The 13,751-nt window shown below is 25.9% G+C and carries 17 protein-coding genes; 1 reads left to right on the top strand and 16 read right to left on the bottom strand.

The window, feature by feature from the left end; genetic code table 11:
* Nucleotides 1-33: 33 nt before the first annotated feature.
* From E0D94_RS05350 to E0D94_RS05310, 9 genes are all read right to left on the bottom strand, one after another.
* Nucleotides 34-996, bottom strand: coding sequence for a YbgA family protein (locus E0D94_RS05350; RefSeq protein WP_130806253.1), 963 nt, complete (start codon nucleotides 994-996; stop codon nucleotides 34-36).
* A 57-nt stretch (nucleotides 997-1,053) separates the two neighbouring features.
* Entirely contained in the window at nucleotides 1,054-1,713 is a 660-nt protein-coding gene (locus E0D94_RS05345; RefSeq protein WP_130806252.1) for a nitrite/sulfite reductase domain-containing protein, read from the bottom strand.
* A 20-nt stretch (nucleotides 1,714-1,733) separates the two neighbouring features.
* Entirely contained in the window at nucleotides 1,734-2,084 is a 351-nt protein-coding gene (locus E0D94_RS05340; protein ID WP_130806251.1) for a RidA family protein, read from the bottom strand.
* 64 nt (nucleotides 2,085-2,148) lie between these two features.
* A complete protein-coding gene (locus E0D94_RS05335) occupies nucleotides 2,149-2,340 on the bottom strand; it encodes a YwbE family protein (RefSeq protein WP_130806250.1) in 192 nt (63 codons plus the stop codon).
* A gap of 139 nt (nucleotides 2,341-2,479) precedes the next feature.
* A complete protein-coding gene (locus E0D94_RS05330) occupies nucleotides 2,480-2,686 on the bottom strand; it encodes a hypothetical protein (RefSeq protein WP_130806249.1) in 207 nt (68 codons plus the stop codon).
* Nucleotides 2,687-2,705: 19 nt separating this feature from the next.
* Complete coding sequence (locus E0D94_RS05325) at nucleotides 2,706-3,707, bottom strand: ABC transporter permease (RefSeq protein ID WP_130806248.1); 1,002 nt, start codon at nucleotides 3,705-3,707, stop codon at nucleotides 2,706-2,708.
* Between the two features lie 16 nt (nucleotides 3,708-3,723).
* Nucleotides 3,724-4,830, bottom strand: coding sequence for an ABC transporter permease (locus E0D94_RS05320; protein WP_130806247.1), 1,107 nt, complete (start codon nucleotides 4,828-4,830; stop codon nucleotides 3,724-3,726).
* A 1-nt stretch (nucleotide 4,831) separates the two neighbouring features.
* Nucleotides 4,832-5,686, bottom strand: a complete 855-nt coding sequence (locus E0D94_RS05315; RefSeq protein WP_130806246.1) for an ABC transporter ATP-binding protein — start codon at nucleotides 5,684-5,686, stop codon at nucleotides 4,832-4,834.
* 42 nt (nucleotides 5,687-5,728) lie between these two features.
* On the bottom strand, nucleotides 5,729-6,343 hold the full coding sequence (locus E0D94_RS05310) for a TetR/AcrR family transcriptional regulator (RefSeq protein ID WP_165442875.1): 615 nt from the start codon (nucleotides 6,341-6,343) through the stop codon (nucleotides 5,729-5,731).
* 155 nt (nucleotides 6,344-6,498) lie between these two features.
* On the opposite strand from E0D94_RS05310, the gene fba reads away from it, so the two are divergent.
* Nucleotides 6,499-7,362 (top strand): class II fructose-1,6-bisphosphate aldolase, encoded by an 864-nt coding sequence (gene fba / locus E0D94_RS05305; protein WP_130806244.1) that lies wholly within the window; start codon nucleotides 6,499-6,501, stop codon nucleotides 7,360-7,362.
* A gap of 47 nt (nucleotides 7,363-7,409) precedes the next feature.
* Here the strand turns inward: fba and E0D94_RS05300 are convergent, their stop codons facing one another.
* The 7 genes from E0D94_RS05300 to E0D94_RS05270 form a co-directional block, all read right to left on the bottom strand.
* Nucleotides 7,410-7,868 carry a spore coat protein gene (locus E0D94_RS05300; protein WP_130806243.1) on the bottom strand — a complete coding sequence of 153 codons (459 nt, stop codon included), beginning with the start codon at nucleotides 7,866-7,868 and terminating at the stop codon, nucleotides 7,410-7,412.
* Nucleotides 7,869-7,946: 78 nt separating this feature from the next.
* On the bottom strand, nucleotides 7,947-9,482 hold the full coding sequence (gene cls / locus E0D94_RS05295) for a cardiolipin synthase (protein ID WP_130806242.1): 1,536 nt from the start codon (nucleotides 9,480-9,482) through the stop codon (nucleotides 7,947-7,949).
* 96 nt (nucleotides 9,483-9,578) lie between these two features.
* Nucleotides 9,579-10,523, bottom strand: coding sequence for a DMT family transporter (locus E0D94_RS05290; protein ID WP_130806241.1), 945 nt, complete (start codon nucleotides 10,521-10,523; stop codon nucleotides 9,579-9,581).
* Nucleotides 10,510-11,313 (bottom strand): NAD(+) synthase, encoded by an 804-nt coding sequence (gene nadE / locus E0D94_RS05285; RefSeq protein WP_130806240.1) that lies wholly within the window; start codon nucleotides 11,311-11,313, stop codon nucleotides 10,510-10,512. The genes E0D94_RS05290 and nadE overlap by 14 nt, the downstream gene beginning before the upstream one ends.
* Before the next feature lie 33 nt (nucleotides 11,314-11,346).
* Nucleotides 11,347-12,063: a class I SAM-dependent methyltransferase gene (locus E0D94_RS05280; protein WP_130806239.1), complete on the bottom strand. Its 717-nt coding sequence runs from the start codon at nucleotides 12,061-12,063 to the stop codon at nucleotides 11,347-11,349.
* A gap of 10 nt (nucleotides 12,064-12,073) precedes the next feature.
* Complete coding sequence (locus tag E0D94_RS05275; protein WP_130806238.1) at nucleotides 12,074-13,099, bottom strand: threonine aldolase family protein; 1,026 nt, start codon at nucleotides 13,097-13,099, stop codon at nucleotides 12,074-12,076.
* 20 nt (nucleotides 13,100-13,119) lie between these two features.
* Nucleotides 13,120-13,686 (bottom strand): class I SAM-dependent methyltransferase, encoded by a 567-nt coding sequence (locus tag E0D94_RS05270; protein ID WP_130806237.1) that lies wholly within the window; start codon nucleotides 13,684-13,686, stop codon nucleotides 13,120-13,122.
* Between the last annotated feature and the right edge of the window lie 65 nt (nucleotides 13,687-13,751).

The following is a 13,751-nucleotide window of genomic DNA, read 5'->3' as shown; positions in this document are numbered from 1 at the left end:
TTTATTTTTATATTTTTTCATTATTTTCCTTAATTAATTTTTTAAATTTTTTCCACTATCTTTTAAATCTATTAATCCCTCTGGATAACATGACCATATAGTTTGTTTTAATAAATAGTTTTCATTATATTTTATTGCATATGCTCTAAATACATTTAATGGCACACTTAAAGGTATACTTTCATTTCTATATTTATTTAATAAATATAAACTAAACTTCTTCTCTTCTTTAGATAATCCATTGGAAAAATATCCAAATATATGCATGAGAGCATTTATATAATTGGTTTTTCTAGGTAAGTTTTTCAAAGCTTTCCCTAAATTAAATTTATAATTATTTAAAATAGTTTCTATATTTAATTTATCATGATTTGCTACAATTCTTCCTAATACTTTTAATATTTCTGGGTTATGAGCCATTAATAAATATTTATTCTTACTATGAAAATCTACTAAAGATTTCATTATTCTTTCTTTTTCTACTATTTTAAATCTATTCATAGTATATAGATGTGCAAGAAAATGCTCTCTGATTTTAAAATTTGTAAGTCTTCCTTCTCCTTCAATAGCTAAGTAAGGATATTTTTTTAATACTTCTTTTGCAAATATTCCATCCTCTTTCCTAAGTACATTAGGGTTTTTTTTACCATCATAAACTTTAGTGTCTTTTATTCCACAAGATGGAGATCTTCCTTTAAGTAAAAATCCATCTACATCTTTTAAAGAGCTTAAAAAATAATTAGTAAATTTTTTCATTTCATATGTATACTCATTTTTAGTTTCTGGTTGAAAAAGAATTATTTCATTATCTTCTAATACTAATCTAATAGGCTTTCTAGGAATTCCAAGTCCTATCTCAACTTCTGGACAGACTGTTATATAATCTACATATTCTCCTAATTTATCTACAAAATCATCTTGTATTACTTGACCATTATATCTGCATTTAGAGAATCCTAAACATTTACTTACTACAACTTTTGGCTTATCAATCATATATGTCACTCCTATATAGAAAATTAAGAGCTGAAAATAAACCAGCTCTTAATTTTCTTACATATTATTTAAATCTTTCTTAAACTTTTCAATACCTATTCTATCTATCATAAAACCCAATTTTTCACCCGTTTCAGCATTATCTTTATAATAAATAAATAATTTATCAATTAAATCTAAAATTTCATTTTCTGTCAAATCTTTTTTTATTATATCTGCCATTCTTGGATTAAATCCACCAGAACCACCTGCAGTGAGAGTAAGTAACCCATTAAAATCTGCCACTACTCCTACATCTTTACTATAAACACTTCCACATGCATTTCTACAACCTGCCACACCTATCTTTGTCCTACAAGGCATATCCTGCTTCTGGTATTTTCTATATAATTTCATTCCGAGACCAATTGTATTATATTTCATTCTCTTACAAAATCCTGCTGGACACATTTCTACATTTTTAACTGAGTTTTGAGATAAAACTGCTGGTTCCATATCAAGTTCTTCCCAAATAGCAGGTAAGTCCTCTTCAAATAAATTTGTTATAAGTATTCTTTGCCCTGAAGTAAGTTTAATTACTCCATTATATTTTTTAGCTACTTTAGTTATTTTTTCTAATTGTTCTACAGTGATAAATCCTCCTGGAATATCTGGAGTAATTGCATATTTCCTTATACCATCTACAATTCTCTGCAAATTCCCATAATGTTTTCCCATAAAATTCTCCTTTTAAAATTTTATTTAATTGCAGCTATAACTGATATTTCAAAAAGTATAGATTCTCTTGCCATTTGTGCTTCAACACATGCACGTGCAGGCTCGAATCCATCTTCAATCCAATCATCCCATATTTCATTCATTTCACTAAACATACTCATATCTTTTATATAAAGAGTAGCTGATAGTATATGGCTTTTGTCTGAGCCATATTTGTTTAATAAATCTTCTACTTTTTTTAATGTTATTTTTGTTTGCTCTTTTATCCCTTTGTCTTCATCTCCACATGTTTGACCACAAAGATATACTGTATTATTATGTACTACAGCTCTACTCATTCTTCCCGTTCCTTCATATCTTTTTATTTCCATAAAAACACCCCTATCATTTGTTTATAAATTAATTATATAAAAAAAGCTATTTTATATCAATTTATTATAATATTTCTTTGATTCTACCTACAATACCACTTTCTAACCTTACTTTTATACCATGGTGATGTTTTCTTGAATTAGTTAAAATGTCTTTTACAATTCCTTCAGTAAGTTTTCCAGTTTTTTGATCTTGTTTTTGAACAACCTTTACTTTTATTCCTTTTTTTACATTGTCTCTTACAGTGCCATTCATAATTTTTCACATCCTATTATATTAATAATTATTAGTATATTTTTTCAATTTATATTCTTTACTAAATATTTTTATTATATCATTTTTTAAATAAAATAAAAAACTACCAGAAATTTTCTGATAGTTTTCTACATATCATTTAAAAAGTAAATAACCAAATTCCAAGTCCTATAAACAGTATTCCCCAGATAATAAAGAATGTAACTGTACCCTTTTCACCTAACACCTTTTTAAACAGTTTAATTTTTGTCATATTCCAAATTGAATTTGGTTTTTTTATTGCTATATATAATACAAATAAAGCATATACTATTGCAAGTAGTCCTAGAAGTGGATAAATATTCATATAAATTCCTCCCTTTATTTTATTCAAGCCCTTTTCTTATTTTTTTATGAAGAGCCAAATATACTACAAAAGAAATAATTAAAACTATAAAAGAATAAATCAATATTCGTGACCAGTTACCTGTTCCACTTAAAACTAGTTTATTTCCTTTATAAGACCAATAAAATGGTATCCAGTAAAAAAATTTCTGCCATTTATCTGATAATAGTTCTATAGCTAATACTGAACCTATAATTGGTAAAAACAGTACTTTTATACTTGCTGCTGCACTCATTACATCACTATTATTTATACCTTGAATAAAACCTAAAAGTAAGCTTATAATTGAACCTACTAAAATCATTGTTAACAATTGCAAATAATTAATATCAGTAAATCCTGTAATTAAGACCACTGAAAGAGAACCAAATATTACAAAAGATATACCTATTATACTTTTACCTAAAATAAATTGATTCCTTGTAGTAGGGGTGACATTTATGGCACTTGTTGTATTATCTGTTTTTTCTTCCACAATATTAAAAGATATTAACATGCCACCGAGAACTGCAATTAAAAGCAATACTCCGTTTACTAAAGTTTGTTTTAATGGTGGAACTTCTTTTCGCAAATCAATCAATTCTACATTTGTATCTTCTATGTTCACATCTAACTCATAAAGAGAATTTAATGTTCTAGCAAAATCTATTAATTCTTGTGGTTCATCTCCTTCTGGCATTATATAATAATCGTTACCATCAGGAATTATACCAATTATATTGTCCCTTTCACTTACTCTTTTTTCTATATCTTCTTTTGTTTTAAAAGTTTCTACATTTGCAAAGTCCTTAAAGAATTTAATTTGACTTTCATTTTGTCCTTTTAAAAGAGCTAAATTTACAGTAGTATCTTCTATCCCTGGAGCAAATATATTTATTCCTATTGCTATTATTATAGGAAATAATATTAAATATAGTGATAAAAAATTTCTTTTATTAACTTTTAAATCTCTTTTAAATATATTCCATATTTTCTTAATCATAATATCCCCCTTTCTTCTAAACTGTAAGCGTAGATTTATATCTTCTATTAGCTAGTGTAAATAACACTATACCTAATAATAAGAAACCTAAAGAAGCTAACAATATATATTTTATATCTTGATTCTCTAAAATTATCTCTTTAAAAACTTCTATCATATGATATGTAGGAAAAAATTTCATCCAATCTGGATTCCAAGAAGGTATCATATTAGCAATAGCTGGTAATATTAATATTATTATAATTATATAAATAGTACCAAATGCTTGCATTATATTATCATAAAAACTTGCTATTAATAACCCTAATGATGAAGAAAATAATGTTGTTGCTATTAAAAATAATATCATTAAAAAATAATTTGGTTGTAACCCCATAACAGGTATAACCATTATTAAACTAGTCACTAAAGTAGTTAATAAAAGGACCATTGTCTTACTTAAAAGATATTCTTTTACGCTAGATGCTGTAACTGCATAAGCCTTTATTACACCTTCATCTTTATCTAAAAATACATATGCTGCTATTATAAAAAGACCCATTAAACTTCCATTGAAAGTTAAAAATGTAGGAAGTAAATTTTCTCTATCAGTTAACTTTTCTTCACCAATTGATAAAGGTCTGACATCTTGATTATCTACATTTTCTCTTAAAGCCTCTGTATTTTCTACATTACTTATTAGATATAAATTTTTAAGTTTTTCTTTTTCATAACCTTGAATATAATATTTATAATGTAGTTTATTCTCTTTCATATTAACTACCATACCAAATTTTTGTTCTTTTTCTGATATATCTCTGATTTGTTGTTCACTATTTAATATATATATTTCTTTATCGCTAGTTTCATAAATGTCTACATCTACTTCTTTATTATCTATTTTAATTTTTTTTACTTCCTTTTTATTATCTAAATCTAATTGTTTTATACCATCTATATAATTTTCTCTTATATTCTCAGGTAAATTAAAATAAATATACTCTTCACTCTTTGAACTAAAATTTTCAGGTACTACTGTTAAAACTATTACAAGAAGTAATATTGCTATGAAAATTTCTATATAAATATAAAACCCACGAAAAGCTAACTTCATTTCCTTTAGAAAGCTATGCCATAATTTCATTTTACTTTAGCTCCCTTCCTGTAACTTTTATAAAGATTTCTTCAAGTGTGGCTTCTTTTGTATGCATTGTTTGTATTTGATAATTTTCAATTATATTTTTAATAGAATTTTTATCTTTGTCTAAAATAGTTGAAAAAGTTTCTGTGATTATCTGTTTTTCTTTTATATATTCAACTTCTACAAGTTTTTCTCCATATTGTAATTTTAAGTTTTTAGGTGAATCTATTAATTTTATTTCACCGTCTACAATAAATGCTACTCTATCACAAAGCTCATCTGCTATAAACATATTATGAGTAGTTAGAAATATTGTAACTCCTTCTTTATTTTTTTGCTTTATAATATCTTTTATATTTGAAGCTATAGCAGGATCAAGGCCAGTTGTAGGCTCATCTAAAAACCAAAGTTCAGGATTATTTATCATAGATCTTGCAAATGTTAATCTATGTTTCATTCCCTTTGAAAAATCCCCTGCTCTAATATTTTCTTTACCATCTAATCCTACTAGTTTAAGTAATTTCATGCTATCTACAGTTTTTACATCAAATAATTTACTATAAAAGTCTAGATTTTCTTTTGCTGTAAGTTTACTATATACATTTGATTGTTCAAAACTCATTCCAATTTTGTTAAACATTTTTGATGAAATATTTTTTATATCATATCCTACAACTTCAACTTCACCCTTTTGTAATTGTAAAAGTCCTGTAAGAATCCCTTGAGTAGTTGATTTTCCTGCTCCAGATGGACCTAAAAAACCAAATACTTCACCTTTATCTACATTAAAACTGACATTCTTTACTGAATAATTATCATCCTTGTTATATGAATGATATAAATTTTTTACACTAATCAACTATATTACCCCCTTTTAAATACTTAAATTTATTTAATACTATTATTTATAAAAAGATTTTCTAAATATTTCAATATATTCATCTACTTCCTTTTCAATGATTTTATAATTTATTTTTTCATTAGAATTTCTAATTTCTAAAATTTTTTGCTCACCATATTTTTCAAATGTCCAATTTATTATAGTAAAAGCCTTTTGTTTGTCAATATCATCTCTAAAGAAAGAAAAATCAATATTTTGAGTATATATCTTATCTATTAAACCTAAAGAATATTTATCACCTAATTTTTTCATATCTTCAACTGATATATTTTCAAATATTCTTGAAAAAAAATTAAACAAATAAGGATATCTATCACTCATTTTAAGCTTTATAATTCCAACTTGTTTTAACCTTAATAAAAAATCTTTTTCATCCCAATTAATGTTATTTTCTATATTTGACAATGTTTTTTTTATGCTAAATTCCTTTAAAAATTCATAAAGTTTTTGTTTTGTTCCAAAATAATGATATAGTAATCCTTTAGATATTTCAGCTCTTTTAACAATATTATTTGTTGAAGCCTTTTCAAAATTGTTCTTACTAAACTCTTCTAATGCGCTATTTATTATTCTATCTCTTTTTTCTATATCAATTTTCTCTAATATTGTTTCCATATTATTATTCATCCTTTTGTTTTGTATTGACTTTACTGGTCAGTTTAATTATAGCATACTCTGACTATATTGGTCAATAAAATTTTAAGTTTTATATTTTCTTTATATGTGGTAATATATATGTAGGTATTCAGTAAACTTTAGGAGGTTTTTTAATGTTAGTTACAGTAGATGATATGTTGAAAAAAGCACATAAGGAAGGATATGCTGTAGGACACTTTAATATAAATAATTTGGAGTGGACTAAGGCTGTATTACTTACAGCACAAGAAAATAATTCTCCAGTAATTTTAGGTGTATCTGAAGGTGCAGGAAAATATATGGGAGGATTTAAAACTGTAGTAGGTATGGTAAATGGTATGCTTGAAGAGTTAAATATAACTGTTCCTGTAGCACTTCACTTAGATCATGGTAGTTATGAAGGTGCACAAAAAGCTATGGATGCTGGATTTTCATCTGTAATGTTTGATGGTTCTCATTATGATATAGATGAAAATATAGAAAAAACAAAAGAAATTATAAGAATTGCACATTCTAAAGGAATTTCAGTTGAAGCAGAAGTAGGTTCAATTGGTGGTGAAGAAGATGGTGTTATAGGTTCTGGTGAAGTCGCTGATCCTAATGAATGTAAAACTATTGCTGACTTAGGTGTATCTATACTTGCTGCTGGAATTGGTAATATTCATGGTAAATATCCTGAAAATTGGAAAGGTCTAGATTTTGATGTATTAAAACAAATTGATGATATTACAAATGATGTTCCTTTAGTATTACATGGTGGAACAGGTATTCCTGAAGATATGGTTAAAAAAGCTATAAGTCTTGGAGTTGCAAAGATAAACGTAAATACTGAATGTCAATGGGCATTTGCAGCTGCAACTCGTAAATATATTGAAGAAGGAAAAGATTTAGAAGGTAAAGGATTTGATCCTAGAAAACTTCTAGCTCCTGGTACAGAAGCTGTTAAAGAAATAGTAAAAGAAAAAATGGAACTTTTTGGTTCAATAAATAAAGCTTAAATATTTAAAAGGATGTATGATTTACATACATCCTTTATTATTTGTTATTAACTATACATTCCATTAGCCTGCATATAATTATATATTTTTTCGCCATGTTCTTGTTCTTCTTTTTGAATATGATTTAATGCTTTTCTTACATTAGTATCTTTACATTCAAATATTGTTGTATTATATGTGCTTGACACATATTTTTCTGTAGAAAGTAAATCTTGACATAAGTCAGCATCTTGCTGATTGTTCATATTATTACCGCTAAATTGTGTTATTTCATTTTGAGAATTATTAGAACTACTTTGTGAACTTACATTTGGCACTTGACCATTTAATATTTGATTTACAGTATTTAAATGCTCCCTCTCTTGAGATGCCAATTCATTAAAAAGTTGTTTTAGTTCTGGATCTCTAGCTTCATTTGCATACTTTGTATATTTTTTAATACACATTTCTTCATGACTTTTCTGATCTTGCAATAATGTCTGTTCCTTTTGACTTAAATTTAGCATATAGAATACACCTCCTTAAGCTTATTTTTCCTATGATTTAAAACTTTATTCATAAGTAAAATAACCTAAAGATTAAGTTTACATAAGAGGTGAAAATGCTCTTAATATTGATCGGCCTAATCTTCTATGAAGTTTAATATCAGTTGCCTCTTCATAAGTAATTTCCTTGCAAAACTCTAGTGTATCTAAAAAATCTTTTTTCATATAATAAATACTATCTGTTTTATACATCCATACTCCACATTCAAAATGTAAATATAAGCTTCTATAATCCATATTAATTGTACTTACTACTCCATAGTTATCATCAACAATAAAATTTTTAGAATGAATAAAACCAGGCGTATATTCATATATTTTTATTCCCTTTTCAATAAGCAATTTATAAAAAGAACGTGTAACTGCATGAACATACCATTTATCAGGGCTATGAGGTGTGATAATTTTTACATCTATTCCAGCTTTTGCAGCAGAAGTAAGAGCTACTACCATTTCATTGTCTATAATTAAATATGGTGTAGTAATATATATATAATCTTTTGCTTTATTTATTAAATTAAGATATGTTATTTCACCCACTGTTTCATCATCTAATGGATTATCAGTAAAGGGTTGTATGTATCCTTTTTGTTCCTTATAATCAATATGTACTTTTTCTTTTTTAAATTTATTGAAATCTTCATCTATTCCATTAATATAATCCCACATGGATAAAAACATTACAGTAAGAGACCATACAGCATCTCCCTTAATCATAATAGCTGAATCTTTCCAATGTCCAAATCTATCAATAACATTTATATACTCATCCGCTAGATTTATTCCACCTGTAAAACCAGTATGACCATCTATTATTGCTATTTTTCTATGATCTCTATTATTAAGTTTTGGAGATAAAACTGGAATAAGTGGGTTGAAAATTGCACACTTTATACCCATACTTTCTAACTTTTTATCATATCCATAAGGCAATGTTAGTACACATCCAAAATCATCATATATTATTCTAATATCTAAACCTTCTGATGCTTTTTCCTTTAGTATTTCTAATATTTCATCCCACATCTTTCCTTCAGAAATAATAAAATACTCTAAAAATATGAATTCTTTAGCCTTTTTTAATTCTTCCTTTAATCTTTTAAACTTTAGCTCACCAATTGGAAAATATTCAGTAAAAGTATTTTTAAAAGCTGGTACATAAGCAGAATTTTGTAAATAGCTGCATTGATTCATTGCATCTTTATCAATTAATTCTATTTCCTTTAATATATCTCTATCAGGTGGCAAGCATTGTTTCATTTTATGCTCTATAAATTTCATCCTTTTTTTATCTCTTTTATTTACTTTATTACCACCGAATAATATATAAAACAATCCTCCAAATATAGGAAATAATAATATAGGTATTATCCAAGCTATTTTATAAGCAGGATTTATTGGGTCATTTATTATAAACAATACAACTCCTATACTAATTACAATACTAACTGCATAAAAAACTACAAAATAATCTTGAAATTTTAATATTGCCCATATTAGAACAAGAAGCTGTGCCAATATAGAAATACCTATGACTAATATCCTATTTAATAAAATTTTTTTAATAAATTTCATCTTTTACCTCTCTTATATTTAAATAATTAAAATTCTATTTTATTATACCATATGATTTAGATTATTCATTAAAAATTGATAATATATTATCAATTTTTAATGAATTGTACTTTTATTGTATCGTACTCTTTTAAATTTTATATTTTCACTAAAATTAACCCCTAATACTCCACCAATTATAAAAATGGATCCTATAATATGATAATAATATAAATTCTCATTTAAAAATATAACTCCTGCAAATATAGATATAACCGTCCCTAAATTAGCAAATACACTCATTTTTGAAGCCTCAATATTTGATAACACATAATTATTAATAAGCGATGAAACCAAAGAAGATAATACTCCAAGATATACTACAGAAATAGTGAAATCTATGTTTGTAAATGGAGTAAAATAATTTAATAAATCATTTGACATTATATGTTTTACTATAGCAATAATATTATATATTATAAAACTAATAGATATCATAACAAAGCTTATTTCCATATTTGAAAAATTCTTATTAAGTACTCTACCAACTACATTATATGATGCAATTGATATTGCTGATAAAAGTAAAAGTATTACCCCTAAAATATTATTAAGATCAAATGTTACACCTTTCATAATAGTTATATAAACAACTCCAGATACAGATAAAATCATGAATATTTTTTGACTTAATGTACTTTTTTCTTTTAAAAAATAAGAAGCTAATAGTAATGTAAATATTGGTGATGATGCTAGCAATATTCCTCCTTCAGCTGAAGTAGCATACTGAAGTCCTGTTGTCTGGAGTCCAAAATATAATAATGGATTAAAAAGTGCAAGAGGTAATATTTTTTTAATTTTTTCTTTTGTTAAATTCACTTTTATAAACCCAAATAATATGCCTATTAAAAGTCCTAAAAATGCTGAAGTAAACCTATGGGCTAATATATCTATAGGTTCTGAAGTTTCAAGAGCAACTTTATTTAAAAAATAAGATAGTCCTGTAATTATAGAAAATATTACAGCTGCTAAATATACTATTTTATTTTTATTTTTTATCATTATAAAAATTTCCTAATTCTTTTGCTTTTATAGGTAAATATGAATTATATATAGGAATTGGAGTAAATTTAAATCTACTATATTTATGAATTTTATCAATCTTATCTTTTATATCTTTATCATCTATTTTTCCTTCTCTTATATAACGATTCAAAGTGTCATAACTAAACCCAAGTACATCTTCATCTGTTTTCTTTGTAAGTCCATCTTCTGGAGTTTTAATGATAAATTTTTCTGGAATTCCAATATATCTACCTACTTGTATAACTTCATCAGTTGTAAGAGTTGCAAGTGGTGAAAATGCTCCTGTGGTATCTCCATAAACTGTAGCATATCCTACCCAATCTTCAGATAAATTACTTGTATTTATTACCCTACCATTATATATGGATTGGCTTATAGCATAAAGTAATGTCATACGAATTCTTGGAGGTAAATTTAATTTTGTTTGTTCTGATATATCATCTATAAAATCACCTTTTACACCTTCTAAAACTTCATAAAAACTTTTCATCATAGGAGTAATAGATACCTCTTTACATTTTATACCCAAAAAATCACATATTTCATGAGAATAATTTATATCATATTGCACTTCATGGGGCATTAAAACTCCTAATACATTCTCTTTTCCCAATGCTCTTACACATAGTCCTGCAACTACAGAACTATCTTTTCCACCTGATATACCAATTATAGCTTTCTCCCCACCAGTACTACTCATCATTTCTCTTATCCATTTTATTAAATCATTAGTTAATAATTTTAGTTTATCATTGCTTAACTTCATATTCATTCTCTCTCTTTCATATAAAATTTCGTATTATTTTTCAGCTACTATTATCAAAGGAAATGACTCTATAGGTTCATAGTTACTTTGAGTAAAATCCCCATAAAAATTAATACTAGAAAACCCTACTTCCTTTAACAATTCTTTTATTTCTTCAGATGTTATTGGATGTAATAATACATTGTTTTCAAAGGTGTTATTATCTACCTTTAATATGGTTTTAAAATTTATCTTATGTTCTTGCTCTAAATACTCATAATATCTTTCAAACACTAAATTTTCTTCATTATTTTTTATAGTTGGTAGTCTTTTGATATTTTTTTCTAATATTCTATCGTAATTAACTATTTGTATTAATAATTTCCCGTTTTCTTTTAGAGAATTTTTAGCTGAATACAAAAACTTTTTTATAATTTCATTATTTTCTAAATGAACTATAGAATTACCAATACTAAAAATTAAGTCGAACTTTTTATTTAACTTTTCTATATCTAGCATATTTAAAACTTTTGCATCTATTTTTTTGTCTTTTTCTTTTAATTTGTTTATCATTTCATTATCTAAATCAATAGCAGTTACATTATATCCATCATCACTTAATTGTTTTGAATATAAACCACTACCACTGGCCACATCTAAAATATCTTTTGGATTGTTTCCAGCTAAATCCTTTATTAAGTTTAATTTATTTGTTGATAAAGGAAAAATATAATCATAATATCTAGCTATTTCTGCATAAAATTTTGACATAAAATCACCTCTACTGTAAACCTTTAAAAAAGTTTACTAATTTATTAACTGATTCTTCAGTAGTAGCCCATGATGTTACAAATCGTACTGCACTATTGGCTTCATCTACTCTTGCTTCAATTGAATACAAAAATTCCTTTGATAAGTTTTCTAATATGTCATTTGATAATATAGGAAATAATTGATTTGTCATAGGTGGTGTATAAAAACTATAGCCTAGCTCTTCTAGCGAATTTGCTATTTTTTCTGCCATTTTATTAGCATGATTTGCTAGGGAAAAAAATAAATCATCTTCAAATAATGTTTCAAATTGAATCCCGGTTACAAAACCTTTAGCCATAAGAGCTCCTCTTTGTTTAATAAGATATCTAAAATCTTCTTTTATTTCATCTTTACATATAACTAAAGCTTCGCCAAGTAAAGCTCCATTTTTAGTTCCTCCTATATAAAAAGCATCCACCAAATTAGATATTTCTTTTAAAGACAAATCATTTTCTTTACAAGTAAGAGCAGAACCAATACGTGCTCCATCTAAAAATAATAACAAATTATTTTCATCACATATTTTCTTTATATCACTTAATTCTCTTTTTTTATATATAGTGCCAAGCTCTGTAGAATTAGATATGTACACCATCTTAGGTTTTACCATATGCTCATCACTATGATAATCTAAAGCTTTTTTAATAGATTCTATACTTAATTTCCCATTTTTAGATTCCATAGCAATTACCTTATGTCCTGTAGCCTCAATAGCACCTGTCTCATGTACATTAATATGTCCAGTATTAGCAGCAATTACAGCTTCATGCGGTCTTAAAAAACTTGATATTGCAAGCAAGTTAGTTTGTGTTCCACCTGGTATAAAATGAATATCAATATTATCATTTTGAATGAATTTTATCATATGTTTCTTTGCTTTTTCACTATGTTTATCTTGTCCATATCCTATGTTTTGCTCTAAATTATATTTAGTAAGATTTTCTAATATTTTTGGATGAGCACCTTCACTATAATCATTCATAAAACTATACATTTTAATTCCTCCAATACTTTTTATAATTTTCCTGTCACTGAATATAAATTATCATTTATATTAATAATTTCCAAATCCTTAAAACCTATATGAAATAATTTATCCTTTAACCATTCTTGAGATACTCTATGTTCTAATGATGGACCAATATCCATTTTGATTTTTTTCCACTCAATAATTGAAACTCTGCCATTACTTTGTAATACTCTCTTTAAATTAGTAAAAAACTCATCTTTATTATCAATTTCATGAAGAACATTACTAATAAAAATATAATTCACACTATTATCTTTTAATTCTGATATTTCTCCTTTTATAACCTGAATATTATCTATATCCTTATTATTTATTTTTTCTTCTACATCTTTAAGCATATCTTGTGATATATCTATAGCATAAACCTTCCCTGTACTCTTAACTATATCTAAAGCTGGAAATATGAAATATCCTATTCCACAACCAATATCGGCAATATAGTCTCCTTCTTTTAAATATAATTTTTCCAAAGTTTCTTTTGGTGGTAAGGATCTTCTTCTATCAATATTATCTAATTTTTTCTTGTTTTTTGGATTAAATTTATATGACATAGTATTCTCCTTTTAAAATTATTTTGAGTTAACTATAATAAATATATTATAACATAATGAAAATA

It is taken from the genome of Senegalia massiliensis, assembly GCF_900626135.1.
Classification (GTDB): domain Bacteria; phylum Bacillota; class Clostridia; order Tissierellales; family SIT17; genus Anaeromonas; species Anaeromonas massiliensis.
This window is presented reverse-complemented; position numbering and strand designations above follow the sequence as displayed.

Excerpts from the sequence above, each read along its gene's own strand:
- E0D94_RS05350 (WP_130806253.1), bottom strand. The coding sequence starts at position 996 with ATGATTGATAAGCCAAAAGTTGTAGTAAGTAAATGTTTAGGATTCTCT.
- E0D94_RS05345 (WP_130806252.1), bottom strand. The coding sequence starts at position 1,713 with ATGGGAAAACATTATGGGAATTTGCAGAGAATTGTAGATGGTATAAGG.
- E0D94_RS05340 (WP_130806251.1), bottom strand. The coding sequence starts at position 2,084 with ATGGAAATAAAAAGATATGAAGGAACGGGAAGAATGAGTAGAGCTGTA.
- E0D94_RS05335 (WP_130806250.1), bottom strand. The coding sequence starts at position 2,340 with ATGAATGGCACTGTAAGAGACAATGTAAAAAAAGGAATAAAAGTAAAG.
- E0D94_RS05330 (WP_130806249.1), bottom strand. The coding sequence starts at position 2,686 with ATGAATATTTATCCACTTCTAGGACTACTTGCAATAGTATATGCTTTA.
- E0D94_RS05325 (WP_130806248.1), bottom strand. The coding sequence starts at position 3,707 with ATGATTAAGAAAATATGGAATATATTTAAAAGAGATTTAAAAGTTAAT.
- E0D94_RS05320 (WP_130806247.1), bottom strand. The coding sequence starts at position 4,830 with ATGAAATTATGGCATAGCTTTCTAAAGGAAATGAAGTTAGCTTTTCGT.
- E0D94_RS05310 (WP_165442875.1), bottom strand. The coding sequence starts at position 6,343 with ATGGAAACAATATTAGAGAAAATTGATATAGAAAAAAGAGATAGAATA.
- fba (WP_130806244.1), top strand. The coding sequence starts at position 6,499 with ATGTTAGTTACAGTAGATGATATGTTGAAAAAAGCACATAAGGAAGGA.
- E0D94_RS05300 (WP_130806243.1), bottom strand. The coding sequence starts at position 7,868 with ATGCTAAATTTAAGTCAAAAGGAACAGACATTATTGCAAGATCAGAAA.
- cls (WP_130806242.1), bottom strand. The coding sequence starts at position 9,482 with ATGAAATTTATTAAAAAAATTTTATTAAATAGGATATTAGTCATAGGT.
- E0D94_RS05290 (WP_130806241.1), bottom strand. The coding sequence starts at position 10,523 with ATGATAAAAAATAAAAATAAAATAGTATATTTAGCAGCTGTAATATTT.
- nadE (WP_130806240.1), bottom strand. The coding sequence starts at position 11,313 with ATGAAGTTAAGCAATGATAAACTAAAATTATTAACTAATGATTTAATA.
- E0D94_RS05280 (WP_130806239.1), bottom strand. The coding sequence starts at position 12,063 with ATGTCAAAATTTTATGCAGAAATAGCTAGATATTATGATTATATTTTT.
- E0D94_RS05275 (WP_130806238.1), bottom strand. The coding sequence starts at position 13,099 with ATGTATAGTTTTATGAATGATTATAGTGAAGGTGCTCATCCAAAAATA.
- E0D94_RS05270 (WP_130806237.1), bottom strand. The coding sequence starts at position 13,686 with ATGTCATATAAATTTAATCCAAAAAACAAGAAAAAATTAGATAATATT.